The organism is Streptomyces sennicomposti (assembly GCF_019890635.1).
GTDB classification, from domain to species: Bacteria; Actinomycetota; Actinomycetes; order Streptomycetales; family Streptomycetaceae; genus Streptomyces; species Streptomyces sennicomposti.
The window spans coordinates 16961-32235 of the sequence record NZ_JAIOAB010000027.1; the positions used below are offsets into that span (position 1 = coordinate 16961).

Genomic DNA, 15275 nt, shown 5'->3' on the forward strand with positions numbered 1-15275 from the left:
CCTTCTCCAGGACTCAGGCGGTGAACCGGATCCTCCCCGGCACCGCGGTAGGCCAAGCTGGGTCGTGCAGGAAGTACTTCGTGCGTCATCCACCGGGATTGCGGAGAAAACAAGGAGGCGGGCGCGTTTCGCACGCCGAACCACCTTTCCGGCTCCCCCCGGCACCGCGCGCCGTCAGGTAGAACGGCTGCGCGGACGCCGACAGGTATAGTCCACTTTCAGGCGGCGGAGCAAGATCGAACACAAGGTTCCCTGTCGGTCTTTTCCGAGTTGAGACCTCGCGGAAATATGAACCGCCTGTGGGCCTCTCGTCGGAAATATCCATGACTTCACGCCCGAATGCCGCACCCAACACCCTTGACACCACTGGTCACTTGACTCCCTACTGGAGCTTGCGCCGAATTTGACAACGTTGTCCGGCACGTTGTCCGGTGCTTCGGGACCAGGGAGGGTGCCCTCGTATGCAACGCAGAGCACGGCACAGATGGAGCCCGGCGGTCGTCCTCACGGCCGCCTTCGTCATGGCCGTCGGTTCCCAGGGGGCGGCGATCGCCCTGCCCGGCAAGGCCCCGGGAGCCGACCGCGAGTTCAGCTCCTCGTTCGAGGCGGGCGACCCGGCGCCGGACTGGCTGAACACCGTCGACACCACCCCCGGCGGCGCCAAGCGGGCCTCGGGCGTGGACGGCGGCTACAGCACCGGCATCCCGGGCAATGTGGACGACCACGTCACGGACCTGCGGGCCAGCAGTGAGAACACCAGCGGCGGCGAGGTCAAGGAGAACCTCGTCGACGGCGAGTCGGGCACCAAGTGGCTGACCTTCGAGTCCACCGGCTGGGTCGAGTTCGACTTCGACGCACCCGTCAAGATCACCCGATACGCCCTCACCTCCGCCAACGACTACGCCGAACGGGACCCCCGGGACTGGACCCTCCAGGCCTCCGCCGACGGCAAGGACTGGAAGGACGTCGACGCCCGCACCGGCGAGAGCTTCACCGAGCGGTTCCAGACGAAGACGTACGATCTGGCCCAACCGGCCGAATACCAGCACTTCCGGCTCGAGGTCACCAAGAACAACGGCGCCTCCGGCATACTCCAGCTCGCCGACGTCCAGTTCTCCACGGGCGATGGCGACGGCTCGGTGCCGAAGGACATGCTCTCGCTGGTCGACCGCGGCCCCAGCGGCTCGCCCACCGCCAAGTCCGGCGCCGGCTTCACCGGCAAGCGCGCCCTGCGCTACGCCGGCCGGCACACCGCCAAGGGCCGGGCCTACTCGTACAACAAGATCTTCGACGTCCACGTCAAAGTCGACCGCGACACCGCCCTGTCCTACCGGCTCTACCCGTCGATGGCCGACGGCGACCGCGACTACGACGCCACGAACGTCTCCGTCGACCTCGCCTTCACCGACGGCACCTATCTGAGCCAACTGGGCGCCGTCGACCAGCACGGCTTCGGGCTGAGCCCGCAGGCGCAGGGCGCGGCCAAGACGCTCTACGTCAACCAGTGGAACAACGTCGTCTCGCGCATCGGCTCGGTCGCGGCCGGCAAGACCGTGGACCGTATTCTGCTCGCCTACGACTCCCCCGCCGGACCGGCGAAGTTCCGCGGCTGGCTGGACGACGTGACGATCCAGAAGGCCGCGCCCGACAAGCCCAAGGCGCACCTGTCCGACTACGCGCTCACCACCCGCGGCACCAACTCCAGCGGCAGCTTCTCGCGCGGCAACAACTTCCCCGCCACCGCGCTGCCGCACGGCTTCAACTTCTGGACGCCGGTGACCAACGCGTCCTCGCTGAGCTGGCTGTACGAATACGCACGTGCGAACAACACGGACAACCTGCCGACGATCCAGGCGTTCAGCGCGAGCCATGAGCCGAGCCCCTGGATGGGCGACCGGCAGACCTTCCAGGTGATGCCGTCGGCCGCGAGCGGAACCCCGTCCACCGACCGCACCGCCCGCGCCCTCGCGTTCCGGCACGAGAACGAGACCGCGCGCCCCTACTACTACGGCGTCACCTTCGAGAACGGCCTCAAGGCCGAGATGACGCCGACCGACCACGCCGCCGCCCTGCGCTTCACCTATCCGGGCGACGACGCGAGCGTCCTCTTCGACAACGTCACCGAGCAGGCCGGCCTCACCCTGGACAAGGAGCACGGCGTCGTCACCGGCTACTCGGACGTGAAGTCCGGGCTGTCCACGGGGGCGACCCGGCTGTTCGTCTACGGCGTGTTCGACAAGCCCGTCGAGGACGGCTCGGCCTCCGGCGTCAAGGGCTACCTGCGCTTCGACGCGGGCAAGGACCGCACCGTCACCCTGCGCCTGGCCACCTCGCTGATCAGCGTCGACCAGGCCAAGGACAACCTGGCGCAGGAGATCCCCGGCGGCACCTCCTTCGACACCGTCAAGGCACGCGCCCAGCGCACCTGGGACAAGCTGCTCGGCAAGGTCGAGGTCCAGGGCGCCACGCCCGACCAGCTGACCACGCTCTACTCCAGCATGTACCGGCTGTACCTGTACCCGAACTCCGGCTCCGAGAAGGTGGGCGGCAAGGACAAGTACGCCTCCCCGTTCTCGGCGATGACGAGCCAGGACACGCCGACGCACACCGGCGCGAAGATCGTCGACGGCAAGGTGTACGTCAACAACGGCTTCTGGGACACCTACCGCACCACCTGGCCGGCGTACTCGCTGCTGACGCCGTCCCAGGCCGGTGAGATGGTCGACGGGTTCGTGCAGGGCTACAAGGACGGCGGCTGGACCTCGCGCTGGTCCTCCCCCGGCTACGCCGACCTGATGACCGGCACCTCCTCGGACGTGGCGTTCGCCGACGCCTACGTCAAGGGCGTCCCGATGGACGCCAAGGCGGCGTACGAGGCGGCCCTGAAGAACGCCACCGTGGTGCCCCCGTCCTCCGGCGTCGGCCGCAAGGGCATGAGCACCTCCCCCTTCCTCGGCTACACCAGCACCGCCACCGGCGAGGGCCTGTCGTGGGCGATGGAGGGCTACGTCAACGACTACGGCATCGCGCAGATGGGCGAGGCCCTCTACAAGAAGACCGGCCAGAAGCACTACCGGGACGAGGCGCAGTACTTCCGCAACCGGGCCCAGGACTACGTGAAGCTCTTCGACCCGCAGGCGGGCTTCTTCCAGGGCAAGGACGCACAGGGCAAATGGCGCGTGGACTCCGCGAAGTACGACCCGCGCGTGTGGGGCTACGACTACACGGAGACCGACGGCTGGGGCTACGCCTTCACCGCCCCGCAGGACAGCCGGGGCCTGGCCAACCTCTACGGCGGCCAGAAGGCGCTCGGCGACAAGCTCGACACCTACTTCGCCACCCCGGAGACGGCCTCCCCCGAGTTCGTCGGCTCCTACGGCGGCGTCATCCACGAGATGACCGAGGCGCGGGACGTGCGGATGGGCCAGTACGGCCACTCCAACCAGGTCGCCCACCACGTCACGTACATGTACGACGCGGCCGGCGAGCCCTACAAGGCGCAGGAGAAGATCCGCGAGGTCCTCTCCCGGCTCTACGTGGGCAGCGAGATCGGCCAGGGCTACCACGGCGACGAGGACAACGGCGAGCAGTCCGCCTGGTACCTCTTCTCCTCGCTCGGCTTCTACCCGCTGGTCATGGGCAGCGGCGAGTACGCCATCGGCTCCCCGCTGTTCACCAAGGCCACCGTCCACCTGGAGAACGGCCACGACCTGGTGATCAAGGCCCCGAAGAACAGCGCGAAGAACATCTACGTCCAGGGCGTGCGGTTCGACGGCAAGGCGTGGAACTCCACCAACCTGCCGCACTCGCTGCTGTCCAAGGGCGGCGTGCTGGAGTTCGACATGGGTTCCAGGCCCTCGAAGTGGGGCACGGGCAAGAACGCCGCGCCGGTGTCCATCACGACCGGCGACAAGGCGCCGACTCCCCGCGCGGACGTGCTGAAGGGCGACGGCGCGCTGTTCGACGACACCTCGGCGACGGACGCCACGGTGAGCACGGTGGACCTGCCGGTGACCGGCTCGGCCAAGGCCGTCCAGTACACGCTGACCTCGTCGGCGGACCGCACCAAGGCCCCGGCCGGCTGGACGCTCCAGGCGTCCTCGGACGGCACGCACTGGAGGACGCTGGACCGGCGCTCGGGCGAGACCTTCGCCTGGGACAGGCAGACCCGCCCGTTCACCATCGCCTCGCCGGGCGGCTACACGCAGTACCGGCTGGTGTTCGACGGCCCCGCCACGCTGGCGGAGGTGGAGCTGCTGGCCTGACGGGCACTCCCGAGTGACGAAGGGGCGGGTCCTTTCCGGGACCCGCCCCTTTCGCGTGCTCAGCCGGTCTGCGGGCCGGTCACTTCACCGCGAGGGCGAAGACGTGCAGATCGGTGTCGGCCGGCAGCCTCACCGACGCGATCCGCCTGCCCGCCGGGGCCTCGAAGGGCCGGGTGGCGAACACATAGGTGGCCACCGGGTCCTTGTCGGCCCCGGCGACGTTGCGGTACGCGGTCTTGGCGACCACCCGGTTGCCGTACTGGACGGCGCCGCCGCCCCCGCCGACGGTCCAGTCGGTGAAGGCGAGGTCGGCCTGGGCCGTGCTGCCGTCGGTGTAGGTGACGGTGGCCTCGGCCTGCTGGTCGCCGTTGACCGCGCTGCCGACGAAGGAGAGCGCGGCGGCCGGTTCGGCGAGCGTGATGCTCTGGCCGGCGGCGGAGGCGTTGTCGGGGCGGCCGGCCGGGGCGTCGGGCCAGGTGAACGTCAGTCCGTCCACCGTGCCCTGCCCGCCCGGGGTGAGTCCGGCCGCGGCGAGGGCCTGGCGGGAGTAGCTCCAGCCGCCGCCGTCGTAGTCGGCCTCGTCGTGGTCGCCCTCGTCGTCGGAGACGCCGGTGTTGTCGCGGGCGGCGAGCAGGGTGCCGGGGGCCGCGACGGTCAGGGCGACCGGCTGCTCGTAGGACTGGCTGCCCGAGGTCACGGTGACCTTGACGTCGTAGTAGCCCTGGGCGGCGTCCGGTGCGGCGGCCAGGGTGATCTCCTGGGCGCCGCCGGTCACCGTGCCCTCGGCGGGGGTCGCCGTGACGCCGGCCGGGGCCTCCACGCGGAACCGCACCTCGGGACCCTGCCCGCCGCTCAGCGACAGCGCGCGGACGCCGATCTTCGCGCTGTCGCCGGGCGCGAGGGTGGCCGCAGTCGGGCCGACGCCGATCTGGTACGGCTGCTCGCCCTGCCGGAAGGACGGCGGCGCGGCGGACGGGGCGCTGCCCCAGGCGGTGTTCGGGGTCGAGGAGAGGGTGTAGTCGAGCCGTCCGCCGTCCCGGACGAACGACGCCGGGAGCCAGGGCCGGTCGCTGCCGCGGCCGTTCACCTTCAGCGACTGGACGTAGGGCGAGGCGGCCGCCGCTCCGGTGGCGTGGACGGAGATGTCGTTGCCGCCCGGGCGGTGGATCTCCGCCCGCTCGAACAGCGGTGAGGCGAGGACGAGTTCGGAGCGGGAGGGGACCTGCGGATACATGCCGAGCGCGGAGAACACGTACCAGGCGGACATGGCGCCGAGGTCGTCGTTGCCGGGAATGCCGCCCGGCTCGGTGGTCCACAGCTGCCGCATGGCCGCGCGGACGGTCTCCTGCGTCTTGTAGGGCGCGCCCGCGTAGGCGTAGAGGTACGGCACGTTGATGGACGGCTCGTTGTCCAGGGCGGCCTTGTCGCCGCCGGCGCCGGTGAACGCCCAGCTCCCGTCGCTGTTGTGGAAGAAGGCGTCGAGGCGGGCGAGGGCCTTGTCGCGGCCGCCCATCGCGGCGAACAGCCCGGCCGGGTCGTGCTGCACCATCCAGGTGTACTGGGCGGCCGTGCCCTCCACGAAGCCGTTGCCGGTGTTGGGGGTGAAGCCGGTGACCCAGCTGCCGTCGGCCTTGCGGTTGGCGATGTAGCCGCCGGTGGCGTCCGCGGCGATGTCGAAGTTGTTCTGCCACCACTGGGCGCGCTCGGCGAACGTCTCTGCGGTGCGCTTCTGCCCTGCCGCGGACGCGAGTTGGGAGAGGGAGAAGTCGGCGGTGGACATCTCCAGGGTCTCCGCCGCGCCGCCCCAGGCGTTGGAGACGGACGGCATGTAGTGCAGCTTCAGGTACTTGTCGAGGGAGGGCCGCTGGCCGGCCGACAGCACCGGCTTGCCGGCCGCCGACAGGTCCTGCGCGGTGGGCACGGTGGCCGCCTTCACCAGGGACGCCAGCGCCCCCTTCAGGTCGAAGTCGGTGCCGCCGAAGGCGCGGATGCCGGCGAGGGCGGTGGGCGAGGGGTCGCCGTTCATCACATGGGTGCCGCTCGCGCCGTGCAGCCAGCGGTCCCAGACGCCGCCGTTCTGCCGGGCCAGCTCGTAGAGCGACTGGGCGATGTCGGAGCCGGTGCGCGGGCTGAGCAGGGTCAGCAATTGCACCTGGTCGCGGTAGACGTCCCAGCCGGAGAAGGTGCCGTACTGGGCCTGGTGGCCGCGGGCGACGGTGTGTGTCTTCCCGTCGGGGCCGCGGTAGCGGCGGTCGGCGTCGCTGATGACGTTGGGGTGCAGCAGGGCGTGGTAGAGCGCGGTGTAGAAGGTGGTGCGCTCGGCGTCGGTGCCGCCGCCGACGCGGATGGCGGCCAGCCGGTCGCGCCAGGCGCGGCGGGCCGCGTTCTCGACGGACTCGAAGGAGCGCTTCGGCGGGTTCTCCGCGGCGAGGTTGGCCGCGGCGCCGGCCTGACTGACGTAGGAGATGCCGATCTTGACGCCGACCGGGCCGGCGCCGGGCGCGAACTCGACGTAGCCGCCGGCGCCCTTGCCCGCGACCGGCCGCCCGCCCTGGGCGAAGCCGCCGGTGCCGCCGGTCGCGGAGGTGGAGCCGGGGTTCAGCCTGTCGTCCTGCCAGGTGCCGGTGGCCTTGAAGGCGCGGTCGAAGCGGGCGGTGAAGTAGAGCGTGTAATAGGCGCGTTGACCCTCGGGGTCGAGGTAGCCGCAGAAGTTGCCGGAGGTGACCGAGCCGGAGACGGTACGCGTCCTCGGGTCGATGGTGACCGAGGAAGTGGTGGAGCCGACCTCGGAGTTGGCGGTGCGGATGAGCAGCGAGGCGGGCTTGTCGGCCGGGTAGGTGAAGCGGGCGGAGCCGGTGCGGGCGGTGGCGGTGAGGTCGGCGGTGACGCCGGAGGCGAGGCCGACCTTGTAGTGGCCGGGCTCGGCCGTCTCGTCGGCGTGCCGGAAGTCGGCGGCGTAGACGGCGTCCTTGGTGTCGGCGGCCGGGGAGGTGGTGACCTGGCCGGCGTAGGGGAAGAGCGGGATGTCGCCGCTGCCGCCCGCGCAGCCGGTGCCGGACATGTGGGTGAGGCTGAAGCCGCGGATGCGGGTGGCGTCGTACTGGTAGCCGCCGGGCGCGGTGGTCCGGGTCGCGTCGCCGCGGGTGTTCTCGGGGCTGAAGGAGAACATGCCGAACGGCGTGACGGCGCCCGGGAAGGTGTCGCCGCCGTTCTTGGTGCCGATCAGCGGATCGACGTAGGGCGTCGGGTCGTTCACCAGCGCGGGGCCGGCTCTGTCGGGGGCGGCGGGCGCCGCGAGGGCGGGGGTGGCGCCGCCGGCCGCGAGCACCGCGGCCAGCAGCAGGGAGGTCGGACGGAAACGCATGGGAGGCGGCCCCTCCTTCGGGGACGGGTCGCGCACCACGGGTCGCACAAGCCTCGGAGACGGTAGCGCGCCCCGGCGGCCCCCCGGAAGACCGCGTACCGCCCCCGGGGCCGGCCGCACCCACTCACCAGGGTGACTTGCGGGCCAAGTGGGTTGACATCGTTGTCCGTTGACGCGGTAGAGTCATGTACAGACCATCCGACAACGTTGTCGCGCTCATGGTCGTCACAAGCCGGCACCACTCCGGACCAGGCGTCTTCCCCCCTTCGCCTGCCCGGCTCGCGGACCCGGCGGCCGTCCGCTCGTGGGGCCGCCGGGTCCGCCCCGAGCCCCTGGGGTCTTTCGTTCGGACGAGGCGCGAGCCCGGCGTGATCGCGCGCCCGGCGTGATCCGAACGAGAGGCCCTGGTTCCGCCGAAGCCGAGCCGTCCCTCCGCGCCGCCTCGACAGGCGGTGGCGCGAGGCGGGAGCGACCGGACGGGGGGTTCCGGTCCACCGCCCATTGGGAGCGCTCCCACCTCGCCGGACGAACCTAGCGCGCCCCGTGACGGCTGTAAACGCCTGGGACGCGAAACGCGAAGGGCCGCACCCCCGTCACCGGGGATGCGGCCCGACTGCCGCAGTGGATCCCTTACTTGCGGATCAGGCTGCGCAGCACGTACTGCAGGATGCCGCCGTTGCGGTAGTAGTCCGCCTCACCGGGGGTGTCGATGCGGACGACCGCGTCGAACTCGACGCCGGTGTCGGTGGTGACCTTCACCGTGCGCGGGGTGGTGCCGTCGTTCAGCTCGGTGACGCCGGTGATGGAGAAGGTCTCCTCGCCGGTCAGGCCGAGGGTCGCGGCGGACTGGCCCTCCGGGAACTGGAGCGGGAGCACGCCCATGCCGATCAGGTTCGAGCGGTGGATGCGCTCGTAGGACTCGGCGATGACGGCCTTCACGCCGAGCAGCGCGGTGCCCTTGGCGGCCCAGTCGCGGGACGAGCCGGAGCCGTACTCCTTGCCGGCCAGGACGACCAGCGGCACACCGGCCGCCTGGTAGTTCTGCGAGGCGTCGTAGATGAAGGCGACCGGGCCGCCGTCCTGCGTGAAGTCGCGGGTGTAGCCGCCCTCGGTGCCCGGCGCGATCTGGTTGCGCAGGCGGATGTTGGCGAACGTGCCCCGGATCATGACCTCGTGGTTGCCGCGGCGCGAGCCGTAGCTGTTGAAGTCGCGGCGCTCGATGCCGTGCTGGGTGAGGTACTGGCCGGCCGGGGTGTCGGCCTTGATCGCACCGGCCGGGGAGATGTGGTCGGTGGTGACCGAGTCGCCGAGCTTGGCCAGGACCCGGGCGCCGGTGATGTCCTCGACCGGGGCCGGCTCCATCGCCATGCCCTCGAAGTACGGGGGCTTGCGGACGTAGGTGGACTCGGCGTCCCACTCGAAGGTGTCGCCGGTCGGGATCGGCAGCGACTGCCACTGGGCGTCGCCGGCGAACACGTCGGAGTAGGACTTGGAGAACATGTCCTCGCCGATGGCGTTGGCGACGACGTCGTTGACCTCGGACTCCGAGGGCCAGATGTCCTTCAGGTAGACCGGGTTGCCGTCCTGGTCCACGCCGAGGGCGTCCTTGGTGATGTCCACCTTCATGGAGCCGGCGATCGCGTAGGCGACGACCAGCGGCGGGGACGCCAGGTAGTTCATCTTGACGTCGGGGTTGATCCGGCCCTCGAAGTTGCGGTTGCCGGAGAGCACCGAGGTGACGGCGAGGTCGTGGTCGTTGACCGCCTTGGAGACCTCCTCCGGCAGCGGGCCGGAGTTGCCGATGCAGGTGGTGCAGCCGTAGCCGACCAGGTTGAAGCCGACCTTGTCCAGGTACGGGGTCAGGCCCGCCTTGTCGAAGTAGTCGGTGACGACCTTGGAGCCCGGGGCGAGGGTGGTCTTGACCCACGGCTTGCGGGTCAGGCCCTTCTCCACCGCCTTCTTGGCCACCAGCGCGGCGGCGACCATGACGTACGGGTTGGAGGTGTTGGTGCAGGAGGTGATGGCCGCGACGGTGACCGCGCCGTGGTCCAGCTCGTAGGTCGTGCCGTCGGGGGCGGTGACCTGGACCGGGTTGGACGGGGCGCCGTTGGGGGCGACGGCCGGGGAGTCGGAGGCCGGGAAGGACTCCTTGCCCGCCTCGTCCACCACGTCCACGTAGTTGAGGACGTCCGACTTGAACTGCTGGGCGGCCTGGGCCAGGACGATGCGGTCCTGCGGGCGCTTCGGGCCGGCGATGGACGGCACGACCGTGGACAGGTCCAGCTCGAGCTTCTCGGAGAAGTCGGGCTCGGCCTTCGGGTCCAGCCAGAGCCCCTGCTCCTTGGCGTACGCCTCGACCAGCGCGAGCTGCTGCTCCGGGCGGCCGGTCAGGCGCATGTAGTTGATGGTCTCGTCGTCGATCGGGAAGATCGCGGCGGTGGAGCCGAACTCCGGCGACATGTTGCCGATGGTGGCGCGGTTGGCCAGCGAGGTGGCGGCGACGCCCTCGCCGTAGAACTCCACGAACTTGCCGACCACACCGTGCTTGCGCAGCATCTCGGTGATGGTGAGCACCAGGTCGGTGGCGGTGGTGCCGGTGGGCAGCTCGCCGGTCAGCTTGAAGCCGACGACGCGCGGGATCAGCATGGAGACCGGCTGGCCGAGCATGGCGGCCTCGGCCTCGATGCCGCCGACGCCCCAGCCGAGGACGCCGAGGCCGTTGACCATGGTGGTGTGCGAGTCGGTGCCGACCAGGGTGTCGGGGTACGCCTTGCCGTCGCGGACCATGACGACGCGGGCCAGGTGCTCGATGTTGACCTGGTGGACGATGCCGGTGCCGGGCGGGACGACCTTGAACTCGTCGAAGGCGGTCTGGCCCCAGCGCAGGAACTGGTAGCGCTCGCGGTTGCGGCCGTACTCCAGCTCGACGTTCTGCTTGAAGGCGTCGTTGGTGCCGAACTTGTCGGCGATGACGGAGTGGTCGATGACCAGCTCGGCCGGGGCGAGCGGGTTGATCTTCGCCGGGTCGCCGCCCAGCTCCTTGACGGCCTCGCGCATGGTGGCGAGGTCGACGACACAGGGCACGCCGGTGAAGTCCTGCATGATCACGCGGGCCGGCGTGAACTGGATCTCCTGCGACGGCTGGGCCTGGGAGTCCCAGTTGCCGAGGGCGCGGATGTGGTCGGCGGTGATGTTCGCGCCGTCCTCGGTGCGGAGCAGGTTCTCCAGCAGGACCTTCAGGCTGTAAGGCAGTCGGGCCGAGCCCTCGACCTTGTCAAGCCGGAAGATCTCGTACGACTCGTCGCCCACCTGCAGCGTGCTGCGGGCGTCGAAGCTGTTCGCCGACACGACAGTCTCCTTCATTGATGTGCGCGTACCACCACACCGCAAACCCTATGCGGCGACCACCGCATAGTGCCGCCACGGCGCTCGCCCCATCAGCTAAGGTAGGGCTAAGTTAGGTAACCCTTACCGGGGTGCGACTGCGGTGCTCCTCGGCAGATATCTCGATGTCGAGATAACTCTAGTACATGGGGGCCGGATGGTCATGCCCGGCCCGGCTTCGGCGCGCTCGGGCGCGGAGCGTTCGTGGGCGTTCGTGGACGTTCGTGGGCGAGGGGGGGACGGTTCGCCTCATCGAACCACGGGGGCGGGAGCGGCGCAGGGCAGGCCGGGACCCGGGACGACCAGCAGGACTCGGACGACCCGTACGCCGACGGGACGACGGACGTGGCGGCAGACGGCAGACGCCAGACGGCACGGGTGGCGACGGCTGGGACGAGAGCGCGCCCACGACGGGAGGCACGGCCACGTGGACGTGCCGGCCCGGCGAGGACGACGGCGAAGACGGTGGCGGAGACGACTGCGGAGTCGGCTGCGGCGAAGGGCCGGCGACCGGCCCGCCGCCGGCGCATCGGGCGGGCTCCGGCGCCGGCCGGCGGATCGGAACGCCGAACGGGGGTATCCGGAAGGGGCGTTGGCGCATTCAGCGGCGTTCGGAAGGAGGCACGGCATGCCGCTCACGTTCCGCAAGAGTTTCCGGATCCTGCCGGGAGTGCGGCTGAACATCAACAGGCACTCCTGGTCCCTCACGACCGGCGGGAAGCACGGTCCGCGACACACCCACAGCAGCACCGGACGTCATACGACATCGGTGGATTTGCCCGGACCTTTCGGCTGGCGTCGCACCCGTCGGTCCAGGGCTGATTGACAGCTCATCACTCGAATGGCCCCCCTTAAGAGGTGCCATCTCATATCTGAGATAACCTCAACCTCATGGCAGACGACTACCTCGTACGCATCGGCAAGCTCATCCGTGACGCCCGGCAGCACCGCGGCTGGACGCAGGCGCAGCTCGCCGAAGCGCTCGGCACCAGTCAGAGCGCCGTCAATCGCATCGAGCGCGGCAACCAGAACATCAGCCTTGAGATGATCGCCCGTATCGGCGAGGCCCTGGACAGCGAGATCGTGTCATTGGGCTACGCGGGCCCCATGCATCTGAGGGTGGTCGGCGGCCGTCGGCTGTCCGGCGCGATCGACGTGAAGACGAGCAAGAACGCGTGTGTCGCGCTGCTGTGCGCCTCGCTGCTCAACCGGGGGCGCACGGTGCTGCGCCGGGTGGCGCGCATCGAGGAGGTCTACCGCCTCCTGGAGGTGCTGGGCTCCATCGGCGTCCGCACCCGCTGGATCAACGACGGCACCGACCTGGAGATCGTGCCGCCGGCCGACCTCGACCTCGACGCCATCGACGCCGAGGCGGCCGTCCGCACCCGCTCCATCATCATGTTCCTCGGCCCGCTGCTGCACCGCATGGACCGCTTCAAGCTGCCCTACGCCGGCGGCTGCGACCTCGGCACCCGCACCATCGAGCCGCACATGATCGCGCTGCGCCGGTTCGGGCTGGACGTGGCGGCGACCGAGGGGCAGTACCACGCGGTGGTGGACCGGGCGGTGCGCCCGGACCGGCCGATCGTGCTGACCGAGCGCGGCGACACGGTGACCGAGAACGCGCTGCTGGCGGCGGCCCGCCACGACGGCGTGACCGTCATCCGCAACGCCTCCAGCAACTACATGGTCCAGGACCTGTGCTTCTTCCTGGAGGCCCTCGGGGTGCGGGTCGAGGGCATCGGCACCACCACGCTCACCGTGCACGGCGTGCCGGTCATCGACGTGGACGTGGACTACTCCCCCTCCGAGGATCCGGTCGAGGCGATGAGCCTGCTCGCCGCGGCGGTCGTCACCGAGTCCGAGCTGACGGTGCGCCGGGTGCCGATCGAGTTCCTGGAGATCGAGCTGGCGGTGCTGGAGGAGATGGGGCTCGACCACGACCGCAGCCCCGAGTACTTCGCGGACAACGGCCGCACCCGGCTCACCGACCTCACGGTGCGGCCCTCCAAGCTGGAGGCGCCGATCGACAAGATCCACCCGATGCCGTTCCCCGGCCTGAACATCGACAACGTCCCGTTCTTCGCGGCGATCGCGGCCACCGCGCAGGGCAAGACCCTGATCCACGACTGGGTCTACGACAACCGCGCGATCTACCTGACCGACCTCAACCGCCTCGGCGGCCGCCTCCAGCTCCTCGACCCGCACCGGGTCCTGGTCGAGGGCCCGACCCGCTGGCGCGCCGCCGAGATGATGTGCCCGCCGGCCCTGCGCCCCGCGGTCGTCGTCCTGCTGGCGATGATGGCCGCCGAGGGCACCTCGGTCCTGCGCAACGTCTACGTCATCAACCGCGGCTACGAGGACCTGGCGGAACGCCTGAACTCGATCGGGGCGCAGATCGATATCTTCCGGGACATCTGAGGGTTCCGGGACATCCAGGACGTCTGGGCGGTCCGGCGCCGTCGGCCCGGGTCGGCGGGCCCGGGCCGACGCCATGGGATGATGACGGGCGCACCGATCATCTCGGCTTGGAGGACGGGTGGCCGTACAGCGGATCTCGACCCGCAATGCCCGTTTCCAGCAGCTGCAGACGTTGCTCGGCAACCGCACCAAGCGGGGGCGCGCCCGGGAGTTCCTGGTCCAGGGCGTGCGGCCGATCACGATGGCCGTGGACCACGGCTGGACCGTCCGGTCCCTGCTCTACGACGCCGACCGCCCGCTCTCCCGCTGGGCCGAGGACCTGCTGCGCCGCACCGACGCCGAACGCGTCGCGATGGCGCCGCGGTTGCTCGCGGAGCTGAGCGAGAAGGCGGACGGGGCGGCGGAGGTGCTGGCGGTCGTCGCGATGGAGCCGGACGACCTGTCGCGGATCGCGGTCCACGACGGCTTCCTCGGTCTGCTCTTCGACCGGCCGACGCAGCCCGGCAACATCGGCAGCATCGTGCGCTCGGCGGACGCGTTCGGCGCCGACGGCCTCATCGTGACGGGGCACGCCGCCGACCCCTACGACCCCAAGTCGGTGCGCGCCTCCACGGGTTCCTTCTTCGCGGTGCCCGTGGTGCGCAGCCCCTCGCACCACGAGGTCGTGGAGTGGCTGGCGAAGGAGCGCGCCCAGGGGCGGCCGGTGGCCGTCGTCGGCACGGACGAGGACGGGGAGGCCGACGTCTCGGAGTTCGACCTGACCCAGCCGGTCCTCCTGCTGATCGGCAACGAGACCGCGGGCCTCAGCGCGGCCTGGCGCGACCTCTGCGACCACGTGGTCAGCATCCCGATGACCGGCTCGGCCAGCTCCCTGAACGCGTCCAACGCCGCCGCCGTCGTCCTCTACGAGGCCCGCCGCCAACGCCTCCTCGCCCGGCGCTCGCGGGCGACGACGGGGATCGCGGCGCAGCGGACTCACGCGGCGCGGTGAGCGCCCGGTTCCGGCGCGGACAACACATGCCGATCCGGCACGGCTCGGGGGGCCGCGCCCCGAGGTGAGCGGCGGCTCCCCCTCCGCCCACGCGTCACCGGACGTCCGCGGACATGTCGGCGGCTGCGGTCGCGGTCTTCGCCGCCGCCGCCGGTCGAAGGGTCCGCCCGGGTCGTACGAGTGCGGTGGCGGTGGAGGCCAGGGCGGGAACCGCCGCCGCCACGAAGCACACGGGCAGGGACAGCTGTCCCAGGAGCAGGCCCACGGTCGTGGTCCCGCCGGAACTGCCCGCGTTGAAAGCGCCGTTGACCCAGGTTCCGGCCTGGATGCGCGTCTTGTCCGTGGCGCACTCGTCCGCGACGAGGTAGGCCGTCGACAGGGCCGGCAGGACCCGCCGGGGTCCTCGCCGGTCGAGCAGTCGGGCGCGCAGTGGGGCCAGGAAGTACGAGAAGCGGCCGACGGTGGCCGCAGCGAAGGTGCGCAGCGCACAGGGCTGGCGCACCACCGCTGCATACGAAGGTTTTCGCGCAGGGGAAGGCATAGGACGTTCCTCATCGGATGTGGCACGCGTACGCGCGCCGGAAGCAGGCCGAAGACGGCGCAGCCTTGATCCGCGGCAGGGCGGAGGCTGTCTTTCGGTCTACGCGCGGAGGAGGAACATGCCGGGACCATAGCAGCAGGGCCCGTCTCCATCAGGAACTCACGGGCCGCAGGCGGGGAAGGGCTCCCGCGGCGGTCAGGCCGGGGAGCCCTTCGGTGAGGCTGTGCCGGTGGTGGTGGAGGAGAAGACGGTCACCGGCAGGTGTGCCGTGTCAGCCCCCGGTCAGGGGGTGACCCCGGTCGGGGGGTG

Annotated in this window: 7 protein-coding genes; 4 read left to right on the forward strand and 3 right to left on the reverse strand. The window is 70.6% G+C overall.

All coding sequences use genetic code 11. The features are described 5' to 3' along the window. Positions 1 to 461: 461 nt before the first annotated feature. A complete protein-coding gene (locus K7787_RS16960) occupies positions 462 to 4265 on the forward strand; it encodes a GH92 family glycosyl hydrolase (RefSeq protein ID WP_223001917.1) in 3804 nt (1267 codons plus the stop codon). 79 nt (positions 4266 to 4344) lie between these two features. Here K7787_RS16960 and K7787_RS16965 read toward each other — a convergent pair whose 3' ends face one another. Further along, positions 4345 to 7629 (reverse strand): GH92 family glycosyl hydrolase, encoded by a 3285-nt coding sequence (locus K7787_RS16965; protein WP_223001919.1) that lies wholly within the window; start codon positions 7627 to 7629, stop codon positions 4345 to 4347. Positions 7630 to 8259: 630 nt separating this feature from the next. Continuing rightward, complete coding sequence (acnA, locus tag K7787_RS16970; RefSeq protein ID WP_009191223.1) at positions 8260 to 10977, reverse strand: aconitate hydratase AcnA; 2718 nt, start codon at positions 10975 to 10977, stop codon at positions 8260 to 8262. 664 nt (positions 10978 to 11641) lie between these two features. Here acnA and K7787_RS16975 point away from each other — a divergent pair. From K7787_RS16975 to K7787_RS16985, 3 genes are all read left to right on the forward strand, one after another. Continuing rightward, entirely contained in the window at positions 11642 to 11839 is a 198-nt protein-coding gene (locus tag K7787_RS16975) for a DUF4236 domain-containing protein (protein WP_009191222.1), read from the forward strand. A 65-nt stretch (positions 11840 to 11904) separates the two neighbouring features. Further along, entirely contained in the window at positions 11905 to 13434 is a 1530-nt protein-coding gene (locus tag K7787_RS16980) for a helix-turn-helix domain-containing protein (protein WP_223001921.1), read from the forward strand. A gap of 118 nt (positions 13435 to 13552) precedes the next feature. After that, the gene (locus tag K7787_RS16985) at positions 13553 to 14425 is read left to right on the forward strand and encodes an RNA methyltransferase (RefSeq protein WP_223001923.1); all 873 of its coding nucleotides are present in this window, start codon (positions 13553 to 13555) and stop codon (positions 14423 to 14425) included. 94 nt (positions 14426 to 14519) lie between these two features. Here K7787_RS16985 and K7787_RS16990 read toward each other — a convergent pair whose 3' ends face one another. Further along, positions 14520 to 14927, reverse strand: a complete 408-nt coding sequence (locus K7787_RS16990) for a hypothetical protein (protein ID WP_223001925.1) — start codon at positions 14925 to 14927, stop codon at positions 14520 to 14522. Positions 14928 to 15275: the final 348 nt, after the last annotated feature.